Below are 23,070 nucleotides of genomic sequence, written 5' to 3'. Positions count from 1 at the left end.
CTGCTTTCTCACACATTAGGTATTTTTGCCAACTTTAAACAAGGTAAAAAACAACGCGATTGGCTTCAACAAACTCTCGTTATTGGGTGTTAAAGTCGAGCATCGCGTTAATACATATATTTTATATGGGGAAATAGGTATCCCCTGTTGTGGAAAATAATGAGATATGGTGAAATTTGAGCGCAAAGAACCAATCAACTACATGTTTACCCATATATTTATTTTCTGCGTTGTAGAAAGCCGCTATTTAAAAGAATAAAGGGTATATCGGTTTTCATATATCTATCTGGCTGAAAAAAACCTAAGTGGAGATGTATTATGGAAGCAAAGATTGTTATTCAGTCTGCTGAAGAAAGGACAGATCTTGTTGATGAGGTAGAGGAGCTTATTGATAACAATTGGCCTCTATTTATGAATTATGATGCAGTCGCTGAACAACATTGGCATAAATTATATGAGCCTGGTTTTAGTCACTTTCAAAAACTTGCTGTTCTGCAACAAGGGAAAGAAGAGCGTCTTATTGGCCTGTTGAACTCAATTCCTTTTCCCTGGAAAAATCATTCATTAGATCAATTGCCTGATGAAGGATGGGATGCTGTATTTGACGCTGGTGGGAAAGCGAAAGGAAAGGTACAAGCCAACCTGGTTTCTGCCCTGAGTGTGACAGTTGATCCTGCGTTTCGGGGGCAAAATATTCCGGCTTTATTAATTAACAGTTTGAAACAGACTGCCAGAGATGCGCGGTTGCAGGGGCTGGTTGTTCCTGTCAGGCCAAGTTTGAAAAGCCAATATCCCCTACAAGACTTTATCGAATATTGCGGATGGAAAAATGATAAAGGCGAACCATTTGATCCGTGGATACGTACCCATTGTCGATTAGGTGCCAAAATCATCAAGCCCGCCCTGCACTCCATGGATATTTATGGCACTTTGGAACAATGGCAGGAATGGACAGGCATGAAGTTTCCGCAAAGCGGGGAATACGTCATTCCGGGTGGTCTGGTGCCATTGGTGGTAGATGTTGAAAAACAGATGGCTTATTACATTGAGCCTAATTTGTGGATGTACCATAGCCTCGATTAAAAATATTTTTCTAACTGTATCTGTACCTCATTTTTATCATAACTGTATAACCAGCTCACATTACTGCGATTGTGTCGATGGCGGAAAGTTAAAGAGGGTGTCATGCCCAATATCTTAGCGGCTGGGAATTTAAGGGCGGCAGTATAAATCTGTTCATTGTCCTGGCGTCTGGCACCCAATAATGCGCTGTAAGCACCGAAGCGTTGTTGCCTCAGAGTAACAAGCAGTGAGCCATTAATGCGGGGATAGAGTTGTCCAGCTATTCCCGCACTGATGCTCCATTGTTGGTAGCGATCTGCCGGGTGTTGATTATTTCGATAGCTCCAATTGCCGCCACCAAACAGAATTAATTTTTCATTGATAACATGAGATAGGCTGAAATAGGATGAGGAAAGCTCGCCGTCTTTCCTGCGGTAAAGCGGTTGATAACTCAATTTCTTATGTCCAAGTTCAACATTAAGGATGGTTTGTTTGGTGATAGCCCATTGCCACTCTATTTTGGCACCGATAGCATGGTATTCAGTCTTCCCTGCCCGCTGTTGATATTCAAATAGAGGGCCAAAGGATAAATCCTGGTTCCTGTTTTTGTAGTTGTAACCACTGGTCAGCAAGAACATATTTTCGTTTTCGTCGTGATAATTGCGATAATTTTCACCATAAATCAGCCCGCGGCCAAAAATACCGTGATGGCCGACAAGCGGGTAACGTCGGCTTAAAGTAGCGCTGTAAGTCCCGCCCCATGCTTTGATAGGTTTCGGTATGCTCCGTTCAACGATGCACTGTCCCTTGATAGAACGCAGACAGATGGGTTTCTGATTTGGAGACATATTGATATTATCGTCATAGGCATAGCCAAATGAGAATGAACCGCTCCAGTCATTTCTTTGGGTTACTGCGGCCAGATAACGGTCAATATTCTCCAAGACCATTTCTGGTAATTGATATTGTTTACTGATTTCTTTAAATAATTGTTCGGACTCCCGATTTTTGTGATCTTCAAAATAAATACGGGCCAGTTCCAGTTTGATGCGAGTAAAATGCGGTTTTTGACGTAGGATCTTTTGATAATAAGAAGTCGCCAGTGCTAAATTCCCTGCAAGATGTGCTAGCTTGCCTTGAGCAAAATCGATAAGTAACGGATCGTACCCGGGAATTTTTTGATAAATCAGCAAAAGGCGCCTGACGTTTTGCCACTGCTGGTGGTTAATAGCAAGGTACAGAGCTTGACTGATATCCTTAAGATTATTTTCCACTTTTATAGACGTCGCGTTTGGGACTTCAATTTCCTGTTGATTGTGTTGTTGATTGTATCGTGCTTCTTGCCAAATCTTGGGGTTAATATTTTCAGTGGCATAAACTGTCGGGGAAAAGACGGAGATCAGCAGTACCATAAGAAATATTGGCAATATTTCCTTTGCAGTCACTTTTTTTTGATCAGACATAGCAAAATCCGCTTCATAAGACACCTATTTATTTGAAATAAATCGGGTAAAGAAGATGAAGAGAAAACAGCGCCAAAACAAAATGACACTGTTTTCTGGAGAATTAATAATTATTCTTTAGTACCGCCGAAGGCAGTATCTTTGTTTCTGTCGCTATCAAATTTGGCATACCCTGCCAGAGAGGAGGCGGAATCACCGAAGAATTTTCCATCGGTAACGCCATTAATGTTGCTGTTGGCTGTGGCCTTACCGGAAAATCCGGCATCATCATTTATATTGGCATCGATACCAATATTGAGTGAACCATTGCTCAGTGAACCATTCAGCTTTTTGTTACCAAAATCCGCAACGAGTTTGCCGGAGAGGAGATTATTGCCGCTATACTGGCTTAAGCCTTTTACTGTATAGGACGCAGTGCCACCTGTTGGCAGATTGGTTGTCACATTTTCGCCTGCATAAAAAACAGTATGAGTGACATCCGATTTATCGGGCGTTTTTTGGGCCCATTCTCCAAAGTAAACTTCTGTATTGGGAACCTGACCGATATCGATATACTGGTCCTCGATACCGAAACGTGAACCATTTATTTTGGTATGATAAATGCCATTCTTGTCGAGTGTAGCGAAATTTTTCAGTTGGGAGGCAGGAAGTAATTTACCTTTTGTTAGAGGTAATGAGATACCCAAAGCGGGCTTACCATCTACCTCTCCGATGAGAAGATGTGGATCGGTTTCTTGCTGGCTTATGCCATAACCAACTTTTGCCTGAACTTGTGTTGTAACGCCAAGAATTCCTAACATTGCGATGAATATATTGATTTTTTTCATGAGTAGTCTCTCTGAATATTGAATATGTAGTCATCCTGTTATAAGAACGTCCTGAACTTTTGGTGTCAAAAGTGCGCAATAAATGCACAGCAAATAAAATGTATGTTGCCTAAATAATGCTGTAAACCATAAGTTATGATTATGTTTCTGGTTTGTTTAATTGTTGGTCAAAATTACGTTATTTTTGAGGATAGATTGAGTTAGTGGGTTTCAATTAATCCACTAATCGTTGAGGGTGGGTATACACTGTTGCTCGCCCTGGCTTGCAAAATCCGATCAACGTTAAATTACATTTCTGGGCGACTTGAATGGCAAGTGAGGTTGCGGCAGAAACGGCGAATAAAATTTCTACCCCGCAATGAGCTGATTTTTGTACCATCTCATAACTGGCACGGCTGGAAACTAACACGGCACCTTGTTGCCAGCCTGTTTTTGCTCGCATTCCCAGTAATTTATCCAGTGCAACATGGCGGCCAACATCTTCACAACCACCAAGCAATTTGCCCTCTGGATCAATCCAACCTGCCGCATGGGTACAGCCGGTGAGTGTGCCGATTTCCTGAACATGTGGTAATTGGGTAAGCGCAGCATCAAGGTAGGAGAGCGAAAACGTTTGGGTGAAAGGCAGGGGCGTAATTGGGCGAAAGATCTCTGCGAGTTGTTCGGTGCCACAAATACCGCAACCCGTTCTCCCTGCTATATTGCGTCGGCGCTCTTTTAATCCCGCAAAACGGCGGCTGGAAAGCTCAATGTGTAGTTCAATGCCGCCATGGCAGCTAACTATCGCATCAATCCCCCGAATTTCCTGCACAGATGTGATAATCCCTTCTGACAAGGAAAACCCGATAGCAAAATGATCGAGATCTTTCGGGCTTGCCATCATTACGACATGGGAAATACCGTTGTAGACCAATGCAACAGGGACTTCCTCTGCTACCCAATCCGGCGTTGGACTGTTCAAGGAGTTGCTTTGTTTGGCATTTTTTTGTTGTACATTAGTGCGAAAAACACCGCTGATCCCTTCCATGTTTAACTCATTTTCTGACCTTTTATTTTTCATTAATGAATTCCCCAATAGTTTGATTCATAATACTGTTTGTGTGGATAATATATTATCAATCTGTGTCCTGATAAGAAGCAAATACACCCGCGGAATTCCTGTCATGCGGTGTGTTAATGAGCAATGTGAGTGAGGAGATCCCCCATGCAAGTCAGCAGAAGGCAGTTCTTTAAGATCTGCGCTGGCGGTATGGCGGGTACGACGGCAGCCGCGCTGGGGTTTGCCCCAACCGCCGCGATTGCGCAAACACGTAACTACAAATTGCTGCGTGCGCGTGAAACCCGAAATACCTGTACATACTGCTCTGTCGGTTGTGGATTATTGATGTACAGCCTTGGTGATGGCGCCAAAAATGCCAAATCGACTATTTTTCATATCGAAGGGGACCCGGATCATCCTGTAAACCGTGGTGCCTTATGTCCTAAAGGGGCTGGCTTGGTGGATTTTGTGCACAGCAAAAATCGCCTGCGCTATCCAGAATATCGTGCCCCTGGCTCTAATCAATGGCAGCGAATAAGCTGGAATGAAGCCTTCGATCGTATCGCGAGATTGATGAAACAAGATCGCGATGCCAATTTTATCCAAACCAACCAAGATGGTGTGACGGTTAACCGCTGGCTGACAACAGGCATGTTATGTGCGTCTGCGGCTAGTAACGAAACCGGTTTTCTATCGCAGAAATTTAGTCGCGCTCTCGGCATGCTTGCCGTAGACAATCAGGCGCGTGTCTGACACGGACCAACGGTAGCAAGTCTTGCTCCAACATTTGGTCGCGGTGCGATGACCAACCACTGGGTGGATATTAAGAATGCGAACTTGATTGTCGTGATGGGCGGGAATGCCGCTGAGGCACATCCTGTCGGTTTCCGTTGGGCGATGGAAGCTAAAATTCACAACAACGCTAAACTGATTGTTATCGATCCTCGCTTTACCCGTACGGCATCCGTGGCGGATTTCTACACGCCTATTCGTTCTGGTACGGATATTGCCTTCCTGTCAGGTGTGATTTTATACCTGCTAACCCATGAAAAAATTAACCGTGAGTATGTCGAGGCTTACACCAATGCTAGCCTGATTGTGCGGGAAGATTTCTCATTCGATGATGGCCTGTTTAGTGGCTATGATGCTGAAAATCGCAAATACGATAAAACGACATGGTACTATGAGCTAGATGAGAAGGGTTTTGCCAAACGGGACAAAACGCTGAGCCATCCACGTTGTGTCTGGAACCTACTGAAAGCTCACGTCAGTCGTTATACACCGGATGTCGTGACTGATATCTGTGGAACACCGAGGGAAGATTTCCTCAAGGTGTGTGAATATCTGGCAGAAACCAGCGCGAAAGACAAAACCGCTACTTTCCTGTATGCACTGGGTTGGACGCAACACTCCATCGGCGCCCAAAATATCCGTACAATGGCGATAATCCAATTGCTGCTCGGTAATATGGGTATGGCAGGCGGTGGCATCAATGCGCTGCGCGGTCACTCCAATATTCAGGGACTGACAGATTTAGGGTTGTTATCCCAAAGCCTGCCGGGGTATCTCTCCCTGCCATCGGAGAAACAGGCCGACTTGCAAACCTATTTGCAGGCGAACACACCAAAAGCCACCGTTACAGGTCAGGTCAACTATTGGGGAAATTATCCGAAGTTCTTTGTCAGCCTGATGAAGAGTTTTTATGGTGATCATGCCCGTAAAGAGAATGATTGGGGCTTCGATTTGTTGCCGAAGTGGGATAAGCCTTACGATGTCTTGCAATATTTTGAAATGATGTCGAAAGGGGAAGTGAATGGCTATATCTGTCAGGGCTTCAATCCGATAGCATCATTCCCGGACAAGAATAAAGTCGTCGCCGCTTTGTCGAAGCTGAAATTCCTGATCACGGTTGATCCTCTCAGTACCGAAACGTCATCATTCTGGCAAAATCATGGTGAATTCAACGATGTTGATCCTGCCAACATTCAGACTGAAGTATTCCGTTTACCCTGTTGCTGTTTTGCCGAGGAGAATGGCTCAATAGTCAATTCAGCTCGCTGGCTGCAATGGCACTGGAAAGGTGCGGACGCGCCAGGGGAAGCGATTGGGGATGGTGAAATTTTGTCGGGTATTTTCAAGCGTCTGCGTGATTTGTACCGTGAAGAAGGCGGTGCTGCGCCAGAACAAGTCTTGAGCATGACATGGGATTATTTCGATCCTGACGCACCAACAGCGGAAGAGGTGGCCCAAGAAAGTAATGGTCGCGCTTTGGCTGATTTGCTGGATAACAACGGCAAGGTTTTGGTGAAAAAAGGGCAGCAATTATCCTCTTTCGCCCAATTGCGTGATGATGGCACTACCGCCAGCGGCTGTTGGATTTTCGCTGGAAGCTGGACGCCGGATGGTAACCAGATGGCGCGCCGCGATAATGCTGATCCATCCGGGATAGGGAATACACTGGGTTGGGCATGGGCGTGGCCACTGAATCGCCGCATTTTGTATAACCGCGCATCTGCTGATCCACAGGGCAATCCGTGGGACCCTAAACGCCAGTTGATTGCATGGGATGGTGATCAATGGCGCGGAGTAGATATTCCAGATTACAGCAATGCAGCCCCAGGAACGGATGTTGGACCTTTTATCATGCAGCCAGAAGGCATGGGGCGCTTGTTTGCCATCGACAAAATGGCAGAAGGGCCGTTCCCTGAGCATTACGAGCCGTTTGAAACGCCGTTGGGAACCAATCCGTTACATCCGAATGTGGTTTCCAATCCGGCCGCCCGTGTGTTCAAGAGCGATTTTGAAGCTATGGGGAAAGCCGATAAATTCCCTTATGTCGGCACCACCTACCGCCTGACTGAGCATTTCCATTTCTGGACAAAACATGCGTTGCTAAACGCCATCGCCCAACCAGAGCAGTTTGTGGAAATTGGTGAACGGTTGGCGGCAGAAAAGGGCATCAAACAGGGCGATACCGTTAAAGTTAGCTCCAGCCGTGGTTATATCAAGGCCAAGGCGGTGGTGACGAAGCGTATTCGTACCTTGAATGTTCACGGCCGTGAAGTGGATACCATCGGTATTCCGATTCACTGGGGCTTTTTGGGCGCGGCGAAGAAAGGTTTTATTGCGAATACCCTGACGCCGTTTGTCGGTGATGCCAATACGCAGACGCCGGAATTCAAGGCATTTCTGGTTAATGTGGAAAAGGTGTAAGGGAGAAAAATTATGTCATTGCAAACCCAGGACATTATTCGTCGCTCTGCTACCCATTCATTGACTCCCGCGCCTCGTGTGCGGGATCACCAGCAAGAAGTGGCAAAGCTGATCGATGTGACAACCTGTATTGGCTGTAAAGCGTGTCAGGTAGCATGTTCAGAATGGAACGACATTCGTGATGAAATTGGGCACAACGTTGGCGTTTATGATAATCCGGCTGACCTGACAGCGAAGTCATGGACAGTGATGCGCTTTTCCGAAGTGGAGGAGCATGGCAAGCTGGAATGGTTGATCCGTAAGGATGGGTGTATGCACTGTGCCGATCCGGGTTGCCTGAAAGCTTGTCCGGCGAAAGGCGCAATTATTCAATATGCCAATGGCATCGTTGATTTTCAGTCAGAACAGTGTATCGGCTGTGGCTATTGCATTGCCGGTTGTCCATTCAATGTACCGCGTATCAACAAAGAGGATAATCGTGCCTACAAATGTACTTTGTGCGTTGACCGTGTTGGTGTAGGACAAGAACCGGCATGTGTGAAAACTTGTCCAACCGGTGCGATTCATTTTGGTAGCAAGCAGGATATGAAAGCGCTGGCGGCAGAGCGGGTTGAAGAGCTTAAGGGGCGTGGCTATGAAAATGCCGGCCTGTATGATCCCGAAGGCGTAGGTGGAACCCATGTCATGTATGTGCTGCACCATGCCAATAAGCCTCAACTCTATCATGGATTGCCGGATAATCCGGCTATAAGCCCAACTGTCACCTTCTGGAAAGGTATCTGGAAGCCATTAGCTGCAATCGGTTTTGCCGCGACTTTTGCTGCTGCCATTTTCCATTACGTGGGTATTGGTCCGAACCGTATTTCCAGAGAGGAAGAAGAAAGCGCACTTAAAGAGGTTGATTCGGACAAGGCAAATAATGGGGAGGTGAAGAAATGAAAAAGCGTAACGATATCATTATCCGCCACTCTCCGGTTGAGCGAATCAATCATTGGGCGGTTGTGATTTGCTTCCTGTTTACCGCCATCAGTGGATTAGGTTTTTTCTTCCCCTCCCTGAACTGGCTGATGAATATCTTTGGTACGCCGCAATTGTCACGGATATTGCATCCGTTTGCGGGTTCGGTGATGTTCTTTCTGTTTGTCTTTATGTTTTTCAGGTATTTCAAACATAATCTGATCAACAGGGATGATATCGAATGGGCGAAAAATATTCACAAGGTACTGCGTAATGAGGAAGCGGGGGATATCGGGCAGTATAACCTCGGACAGAAAGGCATTTACTGGTCAGTAAGTCTCTGCCTGTTTCTACTGCTTATTAGCGGCATTATTATCTGGCGCCCGTATTTTGCGGAATATTTTCCTATCCCATTGATCAGAATTGCTTTGCTGGTTCACTCACTGGCGGCGGTTGGTCTGATCCTGACGATCATCATCCATGCTTATGCGGCGTTTTGGGTGAAGGGATCAGTGCGAGCAATGGTAGAAGGTTGGGTCACACGTGGCTGGGCGAAAAAACATCATCCACGTTGGTATCGTGAAATGGTGAAACAAGAGCAGCAAAAAGAAAAAGAGTGAGTTTAAGGCAGGGTATTTTGTGTACTCTGATAGCCACTTCTTGTTTTTGTCCCTGAAATGAGGGACAAAAAACGGAAAGTGGTGATTAATGTTAGTTGTAATTTTCAGTGGAAAATAAATCAAATGGATATAAAAAATATTTTACACATTGAAAAGGAACCAAATATAGACTAAATTAAGACTACTTTAGTTACTAAAGTGCACCAAAGCGGAATTTGGCATAAAACATCAGACAAAATTTGAAATCACAAAGCGGCTTAAGTGCCGAGCGTATCTGACATCTTCTTAATGTCAGCACGAAGCTTACTGGCTGCATATGCAAAAATAGTAATTCTACGCCAATGGATTGGCAAAGAATTTGTCACTATTAGTTTATGCAAACATAAAGCGGTAACTCTTCGTTATTAAAGTAAGATTATTTCTTACAATAGGAGCAATTAAATGAAAATAGAAACAATCAGCTACATAAAAAAGCATGCCGCTATGCTTGAGCTGTCGGAGCCAATACTGGTTACCCAGAATGGCCTGCCTGCTTACGTTATTGAATCCTTTGAAGACCGCAAACAACGAGATGATGCTATTGCATTACTGAAATTACTTGCGATATCTCAAAAAGACAAACAGTCAGGAAAATTACATTCGCGTGACCAGTTATTGGAAGATATTTAATACTTATCAATAACCAGGGGGAAATGCAGGGCTCCCGCACGAGTTGATTTTTTGTTAAATATATGTTTCAGAATGGATTCAATACACAATATTTAAGCGAATATGACGTAATGTTGGTTCACCTTATTGCTCTATAATTAACCACACAAGGTGTTCTCATCAAGACTTTAGTGTTAATTAATTGTTTGTTTTAACATGCTGATAACTCATGCGGTTGCCCTGGGGGGAAATGTGTCCGAAAATAAAACTGTAACAATAAAATACACTGACACTGCAAAATATAGCGTTAAAGATATTGCGAACTTTTTACGGGCTAAAGATATTGATCCTTCACCCATAATTAACGATTTCATTTCAGAATTCGAAAGTAAGGTGGGCATTTTTCCATTATCGTGCCCAATCTCGTTTCAGTTAAGTAAGATTGGTGTATTTGAGTATCGTGAATGTAATGCAAAAAATGGATACAGGATCCTTTACACTGTCGATTCGGAAACTGATGTAGTCGTACACATCATTTTAAATCAACGTCAAGACATACAGGCGCTGCTTCTAAAACGCATGATAGAGTACCGCATTTAATTTTGCGTTACCGTTTTAGGTGGATTGATTGCTTACTGCCTTAAATGGAAGAAACCATCACTGAAAGTGTTCTACTCAGAAGAAGATGTTCCAGTGACAGCTTAAACGGAACTCAGGTTAGCTATCGTTGCTCTCAGTAAAGTACGGGAAACCGGAGGCCGTTTTCTCCTCCGGTTTATTGACTTTTATTGACTGATGAGTGCCTTGAGCCTTTTATTAACCTTATTTTTATCAAAAGGTTCCAGTGATTCACTTGGGGATAATCCTATAAATTCTAATTGTTCTGCTTCATCTTCAGTCAGGAGTTTCTTTTTTCTCAACTTGAGTAAATAGTTCCAATTCCAAATGCCACCGGAATCTTCTGCCGGACACATGCCATTACCTGCGGTCACTTCAGGCTGGATAATATCTTTTGGCAAAACTTTCTCTACTGTTATTTGATGGAACCAATCATCGCCAAAGTCATATTGGTAGTTGAATTCATCGCCGGCTTCCTCCAGAAATGCACCGATGCACAATTGGTCATACTGTTCTTCTGGAATATCGATTCCTGCAAAACTAAAACTGAATAGATGAGAATTTTCCCAGCCCATGGCAGTTTGTATCACATCATGAAATTCACTGAGTGTGAGTTGATTGCTGACACGGATCCGGCGCCATACGGCTGGTGTTGCATCGAATAAACTCACTTTAACAACCAAACCTTGTGGCTCAATCTCTTCCTCTTGTTCCATGTAGAAATATTCAAAGCTGAGTTCAGACAAGGTATCAAATAAGGCAAATCTCTTGCGACTTAATCCAGGATCTCTGAGGGCATAGGCCAAATCTAAATATTGCTCTACCAGATATGGCGCTTGTGGTGGCAATCTGTATTGTTCAATTGAAGCGGAATAAGTCAGACGTTCAATAAACAGCTCGCGGTTTGCGTAGTAATAGAGCTTCAATAAATCCCTGGGTTTTTTCGCTTTCAACAGGCATTCTTCCGGCGCCAGCCAAGACAGTATTAATGGTGAACCCATGGTGATGCCAAGACGATTCTGATCCTGTCGCTTCAGGTCAGCTTTATACCCGAACTTCTGGCTCCAGTGTTCAAGCTCAAATGCTGCTGGCTGTGTCCATTCGACGGGAAGTTGTGACAACCAATAAAGTGAGTTGAGATCGAGTGGGGTATGTTTATTTTGCTGGACTGAAAATATCCACGGTAAAATTTGTTGCAGCCAGTCAGGGGAGACCGGAGTAAAGTCAACATATGCTTCACTATTATTGCTCAACTCTTCAATCAGTTCGGGGATTGTGTTCTCAGGAGCAATATTCATAAAGCTTTCGCGGATACCAGATTTAAAATCCAGCATCATATTCATTTGATATTCTTCACCATCCAGTGTAATTGTCATCATCATGCTGGCACAGTCATTTCCATCAACATGAGTGACGTATAATTCGTGTATCTTCGCTGTTTCCCGTGGCTTATTGTGGTGCGACATCGCCTTTTTTTTCCAACGCTTAAAACAGGAGTGAATGGCTGGATGGCGGTTAAATCGTGCACACAGATTGATCAGTTGCAGGTAGGATAAGTTTGCCCATGCAGAAGAAGGGCAATCGTCCAATGCTTGCGCACAGGCAAGGGCAACGGGTTCTTCAAAGTATTGAGTGAGTAATAACAGGGCATCGATACCCCATGAATGCTTGGCGACTTCTGCCAACAGATGAGGTAAGGCTTCATGGGGCGTGACGGATAGACCGTTTTCAAAAAAGTCAATAAATTCAATGCCAGAATCAATTTCAAACTGCTTAAACAGTTGGTTCAAATTTAAGGATTTTTTAGGGAAAGTTGCTATGTTGGTGTCATCAGTAGATTGAGGAGCATCCAGTAGCTGGGTGATGTCAGTGTTGATATGAAACTGATTTCTTTTCAGAATTGATACACATAACAACATGCATTCGCTATTAATTTCGAATTCTTCTTTGGTATTCAGCAAGATTTGCTCAATGATCTCTTCGAACAGTTGTTTAGTTTCAGCAGGCAATTTGTTTGTTGTTAATGCAAGTTCCGCTATGGCAACTTCAAGCCAATGGTTAATGCTGTCTCCTATCTCCGTCATCGCTTCTTTGGGCAGCGCTAGCACCAGGCTAATCAACAAGAAGACGTTTTCTGGATCGGAAAACCACTGTATCTGATTTGGCGTTAAGGAGCGCTGTTGCTCGGAAGTATGGGCGTATTTTTCTATTGCAGATAGCAATTTTTCAGGTGTTAATTTCATTATCAACCTCTTCAATATATCTATATTTCAAATTAAGAAGAGTGCTGGTTATCACGCTGTCATATCCACCATTCCCCTTTACAATTATTCAATAGTCTAACCTGAATTTTTGTGATGGCAGTAAGTTTGTGTTGAAATTTATCCACGTTACTGCTTTGTGGTCTGTAATTTGAAATCGATAGGTTCTGGCAATGCCATTCCGCTGTTTGGCGGGGTAAGATGGTTGGGGACTGACATTCAACATAACTGGAAGGTAAGATTCATGAGTATTCGCATTGCCCCTATTCCCCCATTATTGTTTGCTAACCTGAAAACACTTTACCAGCAGCGCGCTGAACGCCTGAAGACATTGGCAACCGAAAGCAATCCATTTGCAAGTTACCTGAATTTTGCGGCAGAAATTGCCCAAGCACAGCAAAAAGCGTGGTATGACAATCCGCTGGAGATAGAATTGGATGAGCTTCTTGGTCATTCCCAGCAAGAAATTCGTGTCCCATTGGATTGCAAAACATTGCACCGTACCCAGCATTGGCAGAATATTCTGCACGCACTGATTGCGGAATTGCTGCCTATCGTACCTGAACATGTGAAACCTGCCCTCGAAAATCTGGCAAAAAATTCAGAACAAGAGTTAGAAGAGATGGCGAGTGCGCTGTTTAATAGTGAATTCAGCAAAGTTAGTGCTGATCAGGCGGTATTTGTCTGGGCAGCGTTATCTGTCTATTGGGCACAAATGGCCAGTTTGATCCCCGGCAAGGCACGGGCGGAATATGGAGAACATCGTCAGTTTTGCCCGATCTGTGGCAGTATGCCGGTTGCCAGTGTGGTGCAAATCGGCACTCACCAAGGGTTGCGTTACTTACATTGTAACCTGTGTGAAAGTGAGTGGCATGTTGTCCGTATTAAATGCAGTAACTGTGAACAAAGTCGTGACCTGAGTTATTGGTCACTGGAGAGTGAGCAATCGGCAATCAAGGCAGAGAGTTGTGGTGATTGTGGTAGTTATCTCAAAATTCTGTATCAGGAAAAAGATCCGAATATCGATGCTGTGGCCGATGATCTGGCGTCATTGATTCTGGATGCAAAAATGGAAGAAGAAGGTTTTGCCCGCAGTAGCCTGAACCCTTTTTTGTTTCCTAACGAATAAATGGGGTGGGAAAGCGATGACACAAGCAATCAACTCGCTGTACCGCCAATTACCCTCCATTGACAGATTGTTGCGGGAGCCAGAAATCACCTCGTTGATTGCGTTATATGGACAGACGCAAGTGGTGGAGATATTGCGGGACATGCAAGAACAGGCGCGATTTAATATTCGCGAATATCAGACCTTGCCAGAGTGGAGTGACGATTGGGCTGCATTATTGCAGCGAAGATTGGACAAGGTTCAAGCTTCTGCATTGAAACCCGTTTTTAACTTGAGCGGAACGGTGCTTCATACCAATTTGGGCCGTGCATTGTTAGCAGAATCGGCAATTGAAGCCGTGACACAGGCAATGCGTTCGCCGGTCACGCTGGAATATTCTCTTGATGGCGCCAGTCGCGGGCACCGTGATCGCGCATTGGCTGATTTACTCTGTACGTTAACAGGGGCAGAAGATGCCTGCATCGTTAACAATAATGCCGCCGCTGTTTTACTGGTGCTGGCAACAGTGGCGCAAGGAAAAGAGGTTGTCATTTCCCGCGGTGAATTGGTAGAGATTGGTGGGGCGTTCCGTATTCCTGACGTGATGGTGCAAGCAGGTTGTCGTTTGGTGGAAGTGGGAACAACTAACCGAACGCATTTAAAAGATTATCAGCGGGTAATCAATTCTGATACCGGCTTGTTGATGAAGGTGCATACCAGTAATTACAGTATTGAAGGCTTCACAGCTGAAGTATCGGCAGAAGCCTTGGCGACGCTGGGTATGGCATCCCAAATCCCGACAGCCATCGATCTTGGCAGTGGCTCCATGATCGATATGACACAGTATGGTTTGCCGGCTGAACCGATGCCTCAGGATTACCTGAACCATGGTATCGATTTGGTGACCTTTTCTGGTGATAAATTATTGGGTGGCCCGCAAGCTGGCATTATTGTTGGCAAAAAACAGTGGATAGACGCTATCCAGCAGCATCCCCTAAAGCGCGCATTGCGGGCAGACAAAATGACGTTGGCGGCATTGGAAGCCACTTTGCGTCTCTATCAACACCCTGAGCAACTTCGCCAGAACTTACCGACTTTGCGCCTGCTGACTCGTACACAGGGTGAAATCCGTGATATGGCGCAACAGCTCATTCCCCAACTTCAGGCATATTACAGCGAAAAATTTATTGTTCGTGATGAACCTTGCTATTCCCAAATTGGCAGTGGTTCTTTGCCAGTGGATCGGTTGCCCAGTTGGTCGCTGACTTTTACCGCCATCGATGGTCGTGGCAGCACATTGGAAAATTTGGCTCACCAATGGCGCAATTTGAAAAAACCGGTGATTGGGCGTCTGTATGATAGGCGGTTATGGTTGGATCTGCGTTGCCTGGAAGATGGAAATTCATTATTGCAGGCACTTTTGCTGTTATAAGAAATAGGCTTGATAACTATGATTTTTGCCACAGCGGGACATGTTGATCACGGTAAAACGACGCTCATTCAAGCGATCACGGGGGTTGATACTACCCATTTGCCGGAAGAGAAAAAACGCGGGATGACTATCGATCTCGGTTATGCCTACTGGCCGCAGCCAGATGGATCTTCGGTGGGGTTTGTCGATGTACCCGGACATGAAAAATTCCTGCCGAATATGTTAGCGGGGATGGGGGGAATAGATCATATCCTGCTGGTTGTCGCTTGTGATGATGGTGTCATGGCTCAGACACGGGAACATCTGGCAATTTTGCGTTTGATTGGGCGACCTGATATTACGGTTGTATTGACCAAAGCGGATAGCGTTGAACAAGCACGGATTGAAGAAGTCCGGCAACAAGTCGGGCAATTATTAGCATCACAAGGTTGGCAATCGGTGCCTTTGTTTATAACGGCAGCCGCCATAAAAGAAGGCATTATCCCACTAAGAGAGCATTTGCAGTCTATCCACCAAGCTCGCTTCCGGCAAAATCCACAACATGAAAAATTACAGCAACGCTTTCGTTTGGCTATCGATCGAGTTTTTACTATTAAAGGTGCAGGATTGGTTGTCACCGGAACGGCGTTAGCGGGACGTGTCAATGTTGGCGATATGTTATGGCTGACTGGTAGTGAGCAAAGCGTGAGAGTGCGTGGCTTGCACGCCCAGAATCAACTCGTTCAATGTGCTACAGCGGGACAGCGTATCGCGTTGAATATTGTGGGGGATATCAGCAAAGAGCAAATTTCCCGTGGCGACTGGCTGCTATTACAAAAACCCTCGTTTGTGGCTGAAAAAGTGTTAGTCGAAATTGAAGCGGATTTACCGCTGCAAAACTGGCAATCTTTCCATATCCATCATGCCGCCAGCCATATCACCGGCAGAATTTCTATCCTGAACTCGCTAACTGCTACGCCAATATTGGCTGAGCTGACGCTGGATCGTCCTTTGTGGCTGGTGGAAAATGATCGCTTGGTACTGCGTGATATCAGTGCCAGAAAAACGCTGGCTGGGGCACGAGTCGTTAGCTTAAATTCCCCGCGCAGAGGGAAACGTCAGCCTGAATTTCTTCATTGGTTATCCCAACTGGCCCGAACGAGCAGCCATCTGGAAAATCTCACTTTATATTTAACACGTGGTGCCCTGTTACTTAGCCACTTTGCCTGGGCACGCCAGTTGACAGAAAGTCAGCTCAGCAACTTGTTGGTTGGGATGGAGGTGATGGTTGCGGGTGATTGGGTATTATCACTGCATCATGTGGTGCAGGCAGAACAAAAGCTATTGCAGACCGTCGAGGAATACCACGAAAAACACCCTGATCAATTGGGCGTGGGTAAAGCGCGTTTGAAACGAATGGCTTTGCCGACATTGGATGACATGCTGGCTTATAAACTTATCAATCGGCTATTGGAACAAGAAGTGCTGAAACAAACCCATGGTTGGTTGCATTTGCCTGAGCATGGATTGATGTTTACCCCAGAGCAGGCGTGTTTGTGGTTAAAAGCAGAGCCTTATTTTAAAACGGAAGCGTGGTGGGTGCGCGATTTGGCAACTGAAATGGGGGAAGATGAAGAGGTCATACGTCGTCTTTTGCGAAAAGCGGCACAATTAGGACTCGTTATCGCCATTGTGTCTGATCGTTATTACCATCGACAGCAGATTCAGCAGCTTGCTGATTTAATTCGCAACTATTCTCAGACTAAGGGCGGCATGACAGCAATCGATTTTCGAGATGAATTAGGGATTGGCCGGAAATTAGCGATTCAAATACTGGAATACTTTGATCGTACGGGGTTTACCCGCAGGAAAGCGAATTTGCATGTTCTACGGGATGAGGGCATTTTTTAGCATTTTATTTACAGTATCTCTGACAATCTGTGCTATTTTTCATCGGGTTGGCAAACTGAACTCATGTGTGGAATTCAATAGAGTATGAAAAAGAAGATAATCTCGAGGATTTATCTTGGATTGTTGTTGATTGCTTCCTTGATATTAGTGTTTGAGAAAGGTGGAGATATTTATCCTGCACTGGTGTCTGTCGGCGTATTCGGCATCATCTTTGGCCTGGCTTTTTTAGTTTCAGCGCGCTGGTTATTTTCGGTAGTGTTAACTGGCACGTTATTTATCATCCTAAAATTCCTCAACCAGATAAAAATCCATTACTACAAAGAACAACTGATGTTTTCTGATTTGAATGTGATGTTAGATCCATCAAATCAGGAGACTTTACGCCATTATTGGCTGGCAGGTATCGCTGTAGTGGCTATGCTTATCTGGTTGATATTCAACATGATATTGAGCTGGAAAATAGTCCCTTCTGCGCGTGGGATCAAATGGCGCTTCGCCAGTATCGTTTTGATGGTCGTGAGTACCTGGGGTATCAATCTCACAGTTAGTGCCTATCATGCGCAGTGGCAAGGGGAATTACCGAAGGGGCGGGGAACGGTGACTAATATGGTAATGTCTGCCTCGGATGCCCAATATCAGCCGCCAAAATTTGGTTCATCTGCCGATTATTTCTTGCAGCAGGCGAAACAAGTGACGTTGCCTGAACCTCAGTCAGAGGTTAAACCCGATGTGGTTGTCTTGCTGCAAGAATCCACGGTCAATCCCCATATTTACCAATTACCTGCCAAAGTGCAGTTGCCCGATCTTTACATGTTCCGGCGTGATGCGGGTGTCAGTGCCCAAAGTCCACTCAGGGTACAAACCTTTGGTGGTGGAACCTGGTTATCCGAATTCTCCGTTTTAACCGGATTGAATACGGATGATTTTGGTTCACGTAAAAATGCGGTGTTTTATTTTGTCGTTGATCACCTGAAAAACAGCCTGTTCCGTGCAATGAAAGATAATGGCTATTACACAGTTGTTCTGACACCGTTTAATAAGTCTGCTTACCATGCGGGACATGCTTACAAGACACTGGGTGTTGATCGAATTATCCAACCGCAGGAGTTAGGGTATCCTGCTGACATGGATAAAAATTTGTGGAAAATTCCAACACAAGATATGTTGTCTTATGTGAAAACTATCCTGGCTAAGGAAACAGACAAGCCGATTTTTATTTTCTCTCTCACCATGTATGAACATGGTCCTTATGAAGAGAGCCATCATGATGATTATGGCTTGGCTGGCAATGTTGACTCGGCAACAGCGACAGGTAAGTTTAGCCATTATATGGAAAAAATTGTGGCCTCTGATCCTGCCATCAGGGATTTCAGTGAATTCGTTGCTAATCGCGATAAGCCTACCATTTTCCTCTATTTTGGTGATCATCAACCGAACATCAATTTTGGTCACTATAACTCTCCGCTGCCTGATCCAGCACATGTGACTCAGTTTACTCTGCGGGATAACCTGAAACAGGGAGCGTCAATAACAACGGGCGAGCTGACCGATATCTCTTTCCTCGGCGGAATCATTCTGGAACGTGCCCGTTTGTCAGCACCAGCGTTTTACCAAGCAAATATGAGCATGCGCCATTTATGTGGTGGTGCTTTGAATGATTGTCAGGATAGTGCATTGGTAGAGAGTTATAAGCATTATATTTATCAGCAGTTGGAAGCGGCAGGTAAGGAATAATGTTATCCCTTCTGTCGGTGATACTGCTGACAGAAGGGATGTGTTATCGATATACCGCTACAATATGGGAACTATGCGTGAAACCATTCAGTTATTGTATGGCGGTGATGCGATAAGTGCAGCGTCGGTGACCACTCAGGATATATTCGGTTCTTTCCACATTGGCTTGCAGGATCTCCCGAAACAGTTTCAACTCTGTCCGACAAAAACCCTGACACAATTTGGCGGCGGCACAAATTGGACAATGGTTTTCAAAAAACAAAATAGCGCCATTTTCCTCAACAGAATAATGAGCCATATAACCTTCTCGGCAGCGAATCGAAACCAGACGCTCAACCTTCTCCTGTAACCCAGTGGCACCTTCCATCGCCTTCTTATAGTTGGAAAAAGCCTCTTTTTCACGGGCGCTGATAATCAAATCCATAGCATCTTTACCCAACTGATTATGGATAATCGAGATCAGTTGCGTTGTTAACTCTGCATGAGCATCAGGAAATTTGGCATGGCCTTTCTCTGTGATATGCCAGAGCTGTACTGGACGCCCAACCCCCCTTGTTTCTGATTTTGCTTCAACTAACCCCTCTTTAGCCATTTTCACAAATTGCTGACGGGCTGCTTCTCCAGTTGTTCCCAATAATTTGCCGGCATCAGAGGCTTGTAAGGCACCTTGAGTTTTTAGCAACATTAATAGCTTTTCACTCACTGTTTGCCCTACGATTATACTATTTTCCAAGTCATCGCTTGACATATTGTTGATCCCGACATTAATTTATTCCAAGATTTATCTTGTTTAATTTAGCGTAAGACTTTTCACAACTCAACCGGTGTTCAGGGCAAAAATTATGATAATGACTGAGGAAAGCCGCTGGAGGGATCTGTTTTCCAGCAAAAATGCACCGAGTGCGATAGCACTTGCATTAGGCGTGGTATTGATGGCAATTAATACCTTAATTGCGATTACGATTCTGCCTTCTGTCGTCAATGATATTGGAGGATTAAATCTTTATGCCTGGAATACGACATTATTTGTCGTGGCATCGATTATTGGTTCCGTTCTTTCTGCGAGATTGTTGAGTGCATTGGGTGCAAGAAAGGCTTATCTGATTGCATCAGTGGTCTTTTTTATCGGTAGCTTACTCTGTACTCTTACACCAACAATGGAAGTGATGTTGGTTGGCAGAACCATTCAGGGCCTTGGCGGTGGATTTCTGTTCGCTCTTTCCTATTTGATGATTAATCTCGTCTTTGCTCAATCACTTTGGCCGCGAGCTATCGCACTGGTTTCGGGAATGTGGGGTGTAGCGACTTTAATCGGGCCGGCTATTGGCGGTGTTTTTGCTGAGATGGATGCCTGGCGTTACGCTTTTGGCATTATGCTTCCCATTATTCTGGCTTATGCTGTATTTACCTGCCTGATTTTACCTAAAACAGAGGTGCAGAATAAAACCAAAACAGCACTGCCCGTTGTGCAATTGATTCTGTTATCAGCCGCGGTATTGGCGGTTTCTTCTGGCAGTTTGTCACCAGATGTTCGGTTCAACATTCTCGGCATTGTTGCAGCTGTGATATTAATCTTTTTATTGATCATTTATGAGCGTAGAGCTTCAGTCAGGTTATTGCCTAGACATTCCCTAAGTTTACGCTCTCCTCATTTGGTCTTATTTACTACCCTATTTCTATTGGTAGTGGGTTTATCGGGGGATGTTTTTATTCCCTATTTTTTGCAAATTCTGCATGGGCAATCCCCTTTTGTTTCTGGTTACATGGTTGCGTCCGTGGCAATGGGTTGGACTATAGGAGAAGTACTCAGTGCTAGCTGGCAAGGGAAAAAGATGCGGTTTGCGATTATCAGTGGACCTGTCTTCATGTTGGTTGGTATGTTGCTGTTGCTTGTGTTGCTGCCATCTCAGTCAGCAGGGGAACGGCAGATTATACTACCGATAATCCTGGGATTGGGGATGTTTGGTTTTGGGGTTGGATTCGGCTGGCCCCATCTTTTGACGCTCATTTTACAGGTTTCCCGTGATGCGGATAAAAGCATCGCCGGTTCATCCATTACTACCATACAGTTATTTGCCTCTGCATTTGGTTCTGCATTGGGGGGAATGACCGTCAATTTATTTGGATTTTATCAGCCAGGAGGTGTTGAAGGGGCGGCTTCTTCTGCTTATTGGCTATTTTTACTCTTTTCCCTTGCACCAATATTGGCATTATTAACAGCATTCCAATCAGCGAAAATTAAGGCAGAGGAATAAATTTATTATCAACGGCATTATCATAAAAAAGTAGTGCCGTTTTCTTGATTCCGTGTGATGGGAGATATCCGTATAATAGTGGTGATTGATATCATAAATAAAAACTAAGGATATTTGATGTTAATAATTTCCCATATGCCAAAGGATGGTTGTAACACCAGAATAATACAACCGAGAATAAGCAGTATCTCTATAATAAGACTTTTTTTTATCCTATTTTTATTGCTTATCGGGATAAGCAATGTATCGGCTAGAGAGACAAAACAAGAGGCAATAACAGTTGATGTTCCTGCGGTAAGCAAGCGTGTGGCGGATATCTCTAAGGTTTTGACGAAAGAAGAGAATCAACGCCTGACTCGCCAATTAAAAAAACTGCAATCTGAAGAAAAGGTACAGATGGCAGTCCTGATTATCCCAACTATTGGCAGTGATACGATTGAGACATTTTCTTCCCGTGTATTTGATAAATGGAAGTTGGGTAATAAAGAAAGCAATGATGGCATCTTATTTTTGATCGCTTCTGATGATCACAAAATGCGTATCGCAGTTGGTTCCGGTTTAGAGCGGAAATTAACCGATGGCAAGATTGCGCGTATTTTACGTGAAGAGGTGAAACCGGCTTTCAAAGAAAATGCTTATTTTGAGGGGATCAGTAATGCCATTAACTCAGTTGATACATTGCTAAAACTGTCTAAACAAACAGGGTTCGATGAAGAAATAACGAAGATTACACCGACTTTCTTAGAAAAAGATAGCAGCGCATTTAGCAAGATATCTGGCAAAGACATTGCCGCATTATTGTTTTTTTGGCTAATCAGTCTGCTCCTTTTACCCATGAAGGTTTTTCGTGAGGGACATTGGTTTAAGCGCTTCCTCAAATGTGCCCTGACGATAGCGGCAGGAACCTATCTACTGACCTTGGTGGGATTGTTTTCTTCCATTCCGGCAGAGTTTTATCTGTTAATCCTTTTGTTACCCGTGATCTTGGTGTTTTTGGTTATTTCTACCATATCGTCATTACTGAAAAGCTTATTCGGTAACCTTTTTGGCGGCTTGTTTGGTGGCTCTGGCTCTGAGCGTCCAGAAAGTGGCAGGGATGATAGCGATGATGATAGCTTTTCCGGTGGCGGTGGTCGCAGTGATGGTGGTGGTGCTTCAGGCGATTGGTAATTTGTTTTTGGTTTATTGGGTGGGGAGATTATCCCCCACCTGTTACCGTTATTCACCGCGTTTGCACAGTGATAAATTTTTTACGTAAGTTGTTGGCGACATCCACGATATTTTATCACATGTAATATAACCATCGCTTTTTAATTTGTAGTCAACATAAAACGATATAGGAAAACTAATAATAAATGATGCAATCATAAGCCTGCTTAAGTGTTTGACAATTATCTTGTTATATTTAGGTAATCTGTCAAATATAAAGAAAAATATAGAACCTGATAAAGAATAAAATATTAATGGAAATGAGATGGAGTACATTACCACAGTACCAGAAAATACTATAAGATCCTTCATGGTCACTAAAGAAATAATGGATTCACTAACAGGAATCATTATGCTTGTAACTATAATAAGCATTATTAGTGAACCTAATGTTTTAATGTATTTATTCTTCATTTAATATTACCTAATCCATTAAATATTTGTTGTAAGTTCATTTCTGGTGTTCTTTTTTTCTTTCAATCTCATTTTTAATTGAGTTTATAATATTATTACTTGTTTGGTGTTTTTTATCAAAATAATCTAATCCCAAAGCTACACCTAATCCAACAAGGAATACAATACCTGCCACGGCAATAATACTTCCGCCCAGAAGTACAGACGCTGGGTCACGTATTCAAAATGTTGATTGGTCTTAAATATAATATTCTCTTTCGATAAAAGTCCCGATGACTTTGTCATGCATTTCCGGTGATTTTGAATAGCCTAATGTTTTA

General features: G+C 44.0%; 20 protein-coding genes and 2 pseudogenes. 14 read left to right on the top strand and 8 right to left on the bottom strand.

From position 1 onward, the window contains the following. Positions 1–93: pseudogene (locus IQ211_RS20140) on the top strand (IS982 family transposase); the annotation flags it as partial. A 225-nt stretch (positions 94–318) separates the two neighbouring features. Beyond that, entirely contained in the window at positions 319–1,083 is a 765-nt protein-coding gene (locus IQ211_RS10995; RefSeq protein WP_189760276.1) for a transferase, read from the top strand. Here IQ211_RS10995 and IQ211_RS10990 read toward each other — a convergent pair. The 3 genes from IQ211_RS10990 to fdhD all read right to left on the bottom strand — a co-directional run bounded on the left by IQ211_RS10990 (position 1,080) and on the right by fdhD (position 4,412). Beyond that, positions 1,080–2,525, bottom strand: a complete 1,446-nt coding sequence (locus tag IQ211_RS10990; protein WP_223281755.1) for a surface lipoprotein assembly modifier — start codon at positions 2,523–2,525, stop codon at positions 1,080–1,082. The genes IQ211_RS10995 and IQ211_RS10990 overlap by 4 nt on opposite strands. Positions 2,526–2,635: 110 nt before the next feature. After that, positions 2,636–3,352 carry a Slam-dependent surface lipoprotein gene (locus tag IQ211_RS10985; protein WP_189760275.1) on the bottom strand — a complete coding sequence of 239 codons (717 nt, stop codon included), beginning with the start codon at positions 3,350–3,352 and terminating at the stop codon, positions 2,636–2,638. 214 nt (positions 3,353–3,566) lie between these two features. After that, positions 3,567–4,412, bottom strand: a complete 846-nt coding sequence (fdhD, locus tag IQ211_RS10980; protein ID WP_189760274.1) for a formate dehydrogenase accessory sulfurtransferase FdhD — start codon at positions 4,410–4,412, stop codon at positions 3,567–3,569. A gap of 144 nt (positions 4,413–4,556) precedes the next feature. Between fdhD and fdnG the strand changes: the two genes are divergently transcribed. From fdnG to IQ211_RS10950, 6 genes and pseudogenes are all read left to right on the top strand, one after another. Further along, positions 4,557–7,604: a formate dehydrogenase-N subunit alpha gene (fdnG, locus tag IQ211_RS10975; RefSeq protein ID WP_189760273.1), complete on the top strand. Its 3,048-nt coding sequence runs from the start codon at positions 4,557–4,559 to the stop codon at positions 7,602–7,604. Between the two features lie 12 nt (positions 7,605–7,616). Next, positions 7,617–8,543, top strand: a complete 927-nt coding sequence (gene fdxH, locus IQ211_RS10970) for a formate dehydrogenase subunit beta (protein ID WP_189760272.1) — start codon at positions 7,617–7,619, stop codon at positions 8,541–8,543. Then, positions 8,540–9,181 (top strand): formate dehydrogenase cytochrome b556 subunit, encoded by a 642-nt coding sequence (fdoI, locus tag IQ211_RS10965; RefSeq protein ID WP_189760271.1) that lies wholly within the window; start codon positions 8,540–8,542, stop codon positions 9,179–9,181. Before fdxH ends, fdoI begins: the two co-directional genes overlap by 4 nt. A 441-nt stretch (positions 9,182–9,622) precedes the next feature. Beyond that, positions 9,623–9,850, top strand: a complete 228-nt coding sequence (locus tag IQ211_RS10960) for a type II toxin-antitoxin system Phd/YefM family antitoxin (RefSeq protein WP_189760270.1) — start codon at positions 9,623–9,625, stop codon at positions 9,848–9,850. A gap of 231 nt (positions 9,851–10,081) precedes the next feature. Beyond that, the gene (locus tag IQ211_RS10955) at positions 10,082–10,429 is read left to right on the top strand and encodes a type II toxin-antitoxin system RelE/ParE family toxin (protein WP_282885556.1); all 348 of its coding nucleotides are present in this window, start codon (positions 10,082–10,084) and stop codon (positions 10,427–10,429) included. After that, positions 10,430–10,534 (top strand): annotated as a pseudogene (locus IQ211_RS10950) (IS982 family transposase); the annotation flags it as partial. An 80-nt stretch (positions 10,535–10,614) separates the two neighbouring features. Here IQ211_RS10950 and IQ211_RS10945 read toward each other — a convergent pair. Further along, complete coding sequence (locus IQ211_RS10945; RefSeq protein ID WP_189760268.1) at positions 10,615–12,690, bottom strand: plasmid pRiA4b ORF-3 family protein; 2,076 nt, start codon at positions 12,688–12,690, stop codon at positions 10,615–10,617. Between the two features lie 262 nt (positions 12,691–12,952). On the opposite strand from IQ211_RS10945, the gene fdhE reads away from it, so the two are divergent. From fdhE to IQ211_RS10925, 4 genes are all read left to right on the top strand, one after another. Next, positions 12,953–13,837: a formate dehydrogenase accessory protein FdhE gene (gene fdhE, locus IQ211_RS10940; RefSeq protein WP_189760267.1), complete on the top strand. Its 885-nt coding sequence runs from the start codon at positions 12,953–12,955 to the stop codon at positions 13,835–13,837. Between the two features lie 16 nt (positions 13,838–13,853). Next, positions 13,854–15,248, top strand: a complete 1,395-nt coding sequence (gene selA, locus IQ211_RS10935) for an L-seryl-tRNA(Sec) selenium transferase (RefSeq protein ID WP_189760266.1) — start codon at positions 13,854–13,856, stop codon at positions 15,246–15,248. Between the two features lie 18 nt (positions 15,249–15,266). Then, positions 15,267–17,138 carry a selenocysteine-specific translation elongation factor gene (gene selB / locus IQ211_RS10930; protein ID WP_189760265.1) on the top strand — a complete coding sequence of 624 codons (1,872 nt, stop codon included), beginning with the start codon at positions 15,267–15,269 and terminating at the stop codon, positions 17,136–17,138. A gap of 84 nt (positions 17,139–17,222) precedes the next feature. Continuing rightward, on the top strand, positions 17,223–18,872 hold the full coding sequence (locus IQ211_RS10925; RefSeq protein WP_189760264.1) for an LTA synthase family protein: 1,650 nt from the start codon (positions 17,223–17,225) through the stop codon (positions 18,870–18,872). Positions 18,873–18,963: 91 nt separating this feature from the next. On the opposite strand, the gene IQ211_RS10920 is transcribed toward IQ211_RS10925, so the two are convergent. Then, entirely contained in the window at positions 18,964–19,620 is a 657-nt protein-coding gene (locus IQ211_RS10920) for a helix-turn-helix transcriptional regulator (RefSeq protein WP_189760263.1), read from the bottom strand. Between the two features lie 94 nt (positions 19,621–19,714). Here IQ211_RS10920 and IQ211_RS10915 point away from each other — a divergent pair, with 94 nt between their 5' ends. Together IQ211_RS10915 and IQ211_RS10910 are read left to right on the top strand one after the other, a co-directional pair. Continuing rightward, the gene (locus tag IQ211_RS10915; RefSeq protein ID WP_189760262.1) at positions 19,715–21,127 is read left to right on the top strand and encodes an MFS transporter; all 1,413 of its coding nucleotides are present in this window, start codon (positions 19,715–19,717) and stop codon (positions 21,125–21,127) included. A 306-nt stretch (positions 21,128–21,433) separates the two neighbouring features. Then, positions 21,434–22,297 carry a TPM domain-containing protein gene (locus IQ211_RS10910; protein WP_189760261.1) on the top strand — a complete coding sequence of 288 codons (864 nt, stop codon included), beginning with the start codon at positions 21,434–21,436 and terminating at the stop codon, positions 22,295–22,297. A 48-nt stretch (positions 22,298–22,345) separates the two neighbouring features. Here IQ211_RS10910 and IQ211_RS10905 read toward each other — a convergent pair whose 3' ends face one another. From IQ211_RS10905 to IQ211_RS10895, 3 genes are all read right to left on the bottom strand, one after another. Next, on the bottom strand, positions 22,346–22,750 hold the full coding sequence (locus tag IQ211_RS10905) for a DUF1240 domain-containing protein (RefSeq protein WP_189760260.1): 405 nt from the start codon (positions 22,748–22,750) through the stop codon (positions 22,346–22,348). A 37-nt stretch (positions 22,751–22,787) separates the two neighbouring features. Beyond that, on the bottom strand, positions 22,788–22,925 hold the full coding sequence (locus IQ211_RS10900; protein WP_189760259.1) for a hypothetical protein: 138 nt from the start codon (positions 22,923–22,925) through the stop codon (positions 22,788–22,790). A gap of 63 nt (positions 22,926–22,988) precedes the next feature. After that, on the bottom strand, positions 22,989–23,070 hold an 82-nt coding region (locus IQ211_RS10895), incomplete at its 5' end, for an IS1 family transposase (protein ID WP_228011593.1).

The sequence above is a fragment of the Xenorhabdus griffiniae genome (genome assembly GCF_015163655.1).
GTDB classification, from domain to species: Bacteria; Pseudomonadota; Gammaproteobacteria; order Enterobacterales; family Enterobacteriaceae; genus Xenorhabdus; species Xenorhabdus griffiniae.
This window is presented reverse-complemented; position numbering and strand designations above follow the sequence as displayed.